Consider the following 5836-nt stretch of genomic DNA (forward strand, 5'->3'; position numbering starts at 1 on the left):
TGCGGGATTGCCTTGTAGCCACCTTCAGGGATGAGGTGCGCAGAATATTCCTTGACCTCCGAGCCCTCGATCAGGGGCGCCACGGATGGATGACGCTTGAAGCGATCGAGCAGCCCATATGGCGTCTCTGCAGTGCTCTGAAAGTCGGCGACGATACAGCCGATGCCGATCGATATGCATTCTTTATTGGCATAGATGAAGCCCATCCCTGTCATGCCGCAAGAAATGGTGCCGGCCGCTTCGACAACGACGCCTTCGTCGCCCTTGAGATTGAAACGGGCCTCGATGGTCTCACGCGGCAAGAAGTGCATTTCCTTAACCGCGAGTGCCACCTTGTCGGGCTTGGGCCGCTCGCGCAGGCGCGCACGCGTACCGAGCAGGCCATTAACGCCTTCGGCCAGTACCACGACATCTGCGTGGATTTCGCCGTCGCGACGATCTGTACGAACACCGATGACTTTCCCATTGGCGTCCCGTACCAGCTCAGTGACCGTGGTCTCGCACAGCACGGTCGCGCCGGCCTCGCGCACTTTCGAGGAGAACCATTTGTCGAACTGCGCACGGATGATCGTGTACCGGTTCGGCCGCTCCTCGTTGAAGTCCTCGGAGCGGTAGTGCACGCCGACATGCGAGCGATCGTCCATCATCCAGAACCGTTGCTCGACGAGATGACGTTCGAGCGGAGCGTCGTCGCGGAAGTCCGGGATTAGTTTTTCCAGCATGTCGGCGTAGAGGATTGCGCCCTGGACATTCTTCGATCCAGCATATTCACCGCGCTCGAGCTGTAGCACCTTCATGCCGCGTTTGGCCATGGCCAGCGCCGCCGCGTTGCCCGACATGCCGGCGCCGACCACGATTGCATCGAACTTCTCCTCGATCATAACAACCTCCTCTAGCTCGCGATCCGGTCGCGCGAATGCGGCGAAAGCCGTGCACGAAAAGCGGCCGTCAGCGCGGGTAACAAGTGCATAGCGTCATTGACGATGCCGATGTGGGCGAAGTCGAAGATCGGTGCGTTCTTGTCGGTATTGATGGCAACGATCAGATCTGCGCCCTCTACGCCGACCCGATGCTGGATCGCGCCGGAAATACCTGCGGCAATATAGAGCTTCGGCCGGATGGTCTTGCCGGTCTGGCCGATCTGCCGGTCGGAGCTGACCCAGCCCTTTTGTACCAGCGGCCGCGAACAGCCATATTCCGCGCCGAGCACGTCGGCGAGCTGTCGTACCAGCTGGAAACTCTCCGGCGAGCCCAGCCCCAGCCCGCCGGCGACGACGGCGTCGGCGTAGGCAAGATTGGATTTGGCCGAATCACGGTCCGGCATGAAGGATAGCACCTTGGTGACGATGTCTTCTTCGAGCAGGCGGAGCGGATGGATGATAATGCGGGCGGCATCGCGCGCGAGGCGCTCTGGCATCGGCATCACGCGCGGGCGGACGGTTGCCATCTGCGGCCGGTAATTCAAAGTGTAGATCGTGCAAAGCAGCGATCCGCCAAATGTCGGACGCGTGGCCGCAAGCGAACCATCCGCGTCGACATCGAGCTCGGTGCAGTCGGCGGTGAGACCCGTCAGTAGGGTGGTGGCTACCGAGCCCGCAAGATCGCGACCGAGCGTGGTTGCGCCCAACAGCAGGATCTCTGGCTTATAGGTGTTGACGAGATCGGTCAGCGCCTTCGTGTGGGACTCGTTGCGATACTCCGACAGCACATTCTCGCTCACGAGATAGGCTAGGTCGGCGCCGTAGCAGAAGGACTCGAGCGCGGCGTTACGCGCGGCCTCGCCCTCCGGGCCGATAACAACCGCAGCGAGATCGACCTTCAGCTTGTCGGCAAGCTTGCGGCCCGCACCCATGAGTTCCCAGGAGACTGGATGCACCTGGCCGCGCTCCTGCTCGACGAAGACCCAGATATGCTTGTAGGCCTTAAAGTGCTCCGGCAATTCTCTTTTCGCTCCTGCGCGGCCGCCCGCGACCGGCGTAGGAGCTGTGGTGATGTTGCTCATAGCCTTGTCCCCCTCACAACCCGCGCGCCTGCGCCACAAGACCGGTTTCTAGCTTGGGTCGGCCCTTCAAGATGGCTTTCATCAGCAACTCGGTCGGCTGCTTCGTGGCTCCCATCCGCCTCCTCTCGGTTTGTGGCGAAGGCGCAAAGACACGCTTGACTATGATCGGCGAGCCGCGCACGCCGCATTTCGAGATGTTCTCGACGCTGGCCTCCTGCTCGCTCCATTTCACAACTGGCCCCAGCGGCGCGCGCAGGGCGTCGGTTATGAGACCGCGGCAAATCTGGCTCGCTTCCGGCATGGTTGGCAAGGCACGGCAGCTCTGTGCGCAACATCGACGCGCCGCGTTCGGCGCGGCGCTACACATCGAGCCTGGTGAGCGCGGTGATCTTACTGGAGAACTTTTCACGCAATAAGCGCGCGGCCTCGCGCGCAAACAAGGCGTCTTGTTTGACGATACTCGCCGACCCTGACGCAAGATCGTGTTGGTAAGGGGATTGACGCCGATCTGCGCGAAATCGGGAACCTGCTTGATGGAAACGATACTGTGCATGCCTTCTCCAGAGGTAGCGTGGAAACGCGAGTTACCCATTAGCGGCCAACGCCCGGTCAATCCCAGCCTCAACGGCGTCAAAGATAAGTTCGAACGGCATTAACGCGAGCGTGAGCCACAAGATGACGCCGGCGCAAGCGGCGAGCAGTAACGGTAACATGATTGGTCTTTCTCCAAATCTCATCTCGGACGGCAACAATTCTGTGTACGCCGGCGCCAATGACGGACTTGGCCGGAGAACAGCAAGTGTCGTACCAGTTGCACGCGATCGAAAATCAGAGCTCCGATCAATGACTTGAGAAAAATTGATGAGGGGTCAGTTAGCATCGCAGACAATACAATCCGCCCATACGTCGGGAAGGCGACAGCGTGGCTTCGCGCGTTGCTGTAGAGAGTTGATCTGGAGGAAGGCGAATGGCACAACACACCGCACCGACATGCAGGCAGATCTGAACTGATACATGAGGCTATTTCAGCGAGCTCAACGGCACGAAGGCCGCCGGTTTCTTGGGCTCGGCGACCGCATCCTTCAAGACCTTGAACACCCGCTGATCGATCGGCGAGGACGCCACGAAATCGGCATAAGCCTGCTCCAGCACCGCCTTGCACCGCGCCGTGACCTCCGCCTCTGCGCTACCTTCGAATTGTTCCTTGGCGAGATATTGCCCCATGCGCCTTAAGATATGCAGGCGCGCGACATTGACGATCTTGGGGTCGTAGTCGACGCCAAGCAGCGCAAAAAAATCTTCAGCCGACGAGGCCTTGTTGAGCCGATCCAGGATGCTGGCTGCCCTCTGTTTGTTGCTCATCGAAACTTTCCTTTGGGTTAGGCCCTCCGGCCGGTGGTCGGGACGCAGCACAGGCTGGTCACTTCTTGCGACGCTGCTTCGCGCACGCGGCGCTCTATATTGCCTACGTAGACTATGCGTTGGCGCATCAGTGCGAGCAGCGAGGATTTCCGCGGCGCGCCCACGGTTTCGAAGTGATCGGCCGTAATGGTGCCGGACCATGGCCCGCCTCACGCGCAATTTGTCAACGAGCGCTCGCGGATGTCGCGCCAGATCGCCACCACCGTCTCGCGCGCCACCGGCCGCTTGTGCTCGGTGGCATGTTTTCGCACCCGCGAGAGGATCTGTTTTGTCTCCTCGGAGCTGGCGGCGAGCTGCAACTCGTCAAGGAGCGTCGTGATCGCGGACAGCCCGGAATGCTTGCCGATCACAATATGATTGAACCGACCAAGCAAATGGGGGTCGAGCCACTGATAGGTGCGTTGATCCTGCAATAAGCCATGCACATGAATGCCGGATTCATGGGTGAACACATGCTCCCTGACGATGGCCTTGTTCAGAGGAATTGCACGTGCAGCCGCGGCTGCCACTACCGCGGCGACGTTCTCGAGCTCCGGCAGCACGATGCCGGTGGCGCGCCCGTAGAGCTGTTTGAGCGCGACGGCGACTTCTTCCAGCGGCGCATTGCCCGCTCGCTCGCCGAGCCCTATGACGGTCACCGAGGCGTGGCTCGCGCCCCCCTTGATGGCGGCGAGCGTATTGGCGGTTGCGAGCCCGAGATCGTCATGGCCGTGAAATTCGAGCTCGAGATCGGTGGTCGCGCGCAAACGCGCGATCAGCGCATAGGTGGAGTCGGGATCAAGCACACTGAGCGTATCGGCAATGCGAAAGCGCCGTGCGCCCGCGGCTTTTGCGATGGCGATCAGCGTGATGAGAAAATCGACGTCAGCGCGGGAGGAGTCTTCGCCGCCGACGGCGACCTCAAGCCCCCGCTCGCGGGCGTAACTGACCACCCGCCTCACCTGCTCTAGCGCCAGCTCGCGGTCACCGCTAAGCTTGGCGGCAATCTGCACGTCAGATGCCGGAATCGAGACATTGACCATCGACACCTTGGCCTCGATCGCCGCATCGACATCGGCTTCACGCATCCGGCACCAGCCGATGATGGTGAGCGGGAGACCGGCCTCAACGATGGCGCGGATGGCGGCGATCTCTTCACTGCCCATCCCCGGCGTCCCGGCTTCGATCTCGGTAACGCCGGCCCGCGCCAGCGCCCGCGCGATCGCCACCTTTTCGTCGGTGGTGAAGGCAACGCCAGGCGCCTGTTCGCCGTCGCGCAGTGTCGTATCGTTGAGCACGATCGGACTTCCCGATGCCGTCTCGGACCATGACGGTTTGGCAGAGGCGGCGGCGATCATGCGAAGCTCCTTGTTGTCTTTGGCAAAGCAAGGCTTCAGCAACCCGCATGCCACGCCGGCACCCGCCCCAAGCTGTTGAACAAGCGCACAGTTTTTGGCTCAGCCGGGTTGTCGCAAACGCGACAGCGTGGCAAAGTCGACGCGTCGGCTTATCTCAGGGCGCGATCGCTTGGCATCAACTCGGCTTGCGACCCAGATGGATGATCAGATCGACGCGCGAGACTGCGTGGCCGGCAGCGGCACGGGAACATTCACAAGCAGGGGATTCGCATCGGGACCGTTGAGCAGGATATCGTCGCCGCCCAGATAATAATGCGGATGCGGCGTGGTGTTGGTGTCAAAAAATGATCGCGAACCGTCAACACGGATCCGACCCGATAGGCCGGCTCGCGTGAACTGGTTCAAAGTCTTGTAGACGGTAGACTGTGAGACCGGAAAGCCGGTCTCACGCGCCTCGGCAAATAACATCTCTGCGGTGACATGCCGCTCGCCCCTGGCAAACAACAACTCGCTTAAGATCACGCGCCGGCGCGTCGGGCGCAGCCCGGCCTTGAGCAACATATCCTTCCAGCCGGCGTCGGGACATTGCCTGCTGAATTGGGCGCAGGTCGTATCCACCTGCACCTCGTCGAAGCCAGCGCGATCCGCGCGGTCATCGGTTGGAAGTCTGGCCAACGGACGATCCATCCCGTGTTGCTCACATAGGCCAGATGCTGGCGGCGTCCGGGTTAGCCGCCCGCAACAGAACGTCACGCCGGCGCTCAGCCATCCGGCTCTCGCCACTTTCATCGCCAAAGCAGCGGTTGAAGTCCTTACATTGCGTGCACACCGGTGTCGTGCACATCACAAGGCCGTCGCCCTCGCACAGCATGCGATAGAAGAACCGCTTCCAGCGCATATTGTTGACATTGCGCGCGGCGAGCGGCGCGAAATGGCGGCTTAAGAGGCGGGATAATTCGCCACGATTGCGCAATCCGAGGTCTTCCCAGAGGTGATTTGGCTCGATCGCGCGACGCGCGATCATCGCAGCCAGCCAGTTGCCGATATCCCCTTCGGTCGAGCGTTGCGCGAGCAG

6 protein-coding genes and 1 pseudogene are annotated in these 5836 nt (G+C 61.2%); all 7 read right to left on the minus strand.

The window, feature by feature from the left end; all coding sequences use genetic code 11:
* A partial coding sequence (locus ACZXDY_RS44330; protein ID WP_464349817.1) for an FAD-dependent oxidoreductase occupies positions 1 to 881 on the minus strand: 881 nt, incomplete at its 3' end.
* Between the two features lie 11 nt (positions 882 to 892).
* Positions 893 to 2002: an electron transfer flavoprotein subunit alpha/FixB family protein gene (locus ACZXDY_RS44335; protein ID WP_130231408.1), complete on the minus strand. Its 1110-nt coding sequence runs from the start codon at positions 2000 to 2002 to the stop codon at positions 893 to 895.
* A 13-nt stretch (positions 2003 to 2015) separates the two neighbouring features.
* Positions 2016 to 2555: pseudogene (locus ACZXDY_RS44340) on the minus strand (hypothetical protein).
* A 467-nt stretch (positions 2556 to 3022) separates the two neighbouring features.
* Positions 3023 to 3364: a nitrogenase stabilizing/protective protein NifW gene (nifW, locus tag ACZXDY_RS44345; RefSeq protein ID WP_028169330.1), complete on the minus strand. Its 342-nt coding sequence runs from the start codon at positions 3362 to 3364 to the stop codon at positions 3023 to 3025.
* Between the two features lie 209 nt (positions 3365 to 3573).
* Positions 3574 to 4761, minus strand: coding sequence for a homocitrate synthase (gene nifV, locus ACZXDY_RS44350; RefSeq protein WP_130583768.1), 1188 nt, complete (start codon positions 4759 to 4761; stop codon positions 3574 to 3576).
* A gap of 204 nt (positions 4762 to 4965) precedes the next feature.
* Entirely contained in the window at positions 4966 to 5436 is a 471-nt protein-coding gene (locus tag ACZXDY_RS44355; RefSeq protein WP_165421516.1) for a Fur family transcriptional regulator, read from the minus strand.
* 22 nt (positions 5437 to 5458) lie between these two features.
* Positions 5459 to 5836: nitrogen fixation protein NifQ (locus ACZXDY_RS44360; protein ID WP_464349818.1), on the minus strand; the 378-nt coding region annotated here is incomplete at its 5' end.

The sequence above is a fragment of the Bradyrhizobium sp. LeoB3 genome (genome assembly GCF_055456055.1).

Excerpts from the sequence above, each read along its gene's own strand:
- ACZXDY_RS44335 (WP_130231408.1), bottom strand. The coding sequence starts at position 2,002 with ATGAGCAACATCACCACAGCTCCTACGCCGGTCGCGGGCGGCCGCGCA.
- nifW (WP_028169330.1), bottom strand. The coding sequence starts at position 3,364 with ATGAGCAACAAACAGAGGGCAGCCAGCATCCTGGATCGGCTCAACAAG.
- nifV (WP_130583768.1), bottom strand. The coding sequence starts at position 4,761 with ATGATCGCCGCCGCCTCTGCCAAACCGTCATGGTCCGAGACGGCATCG.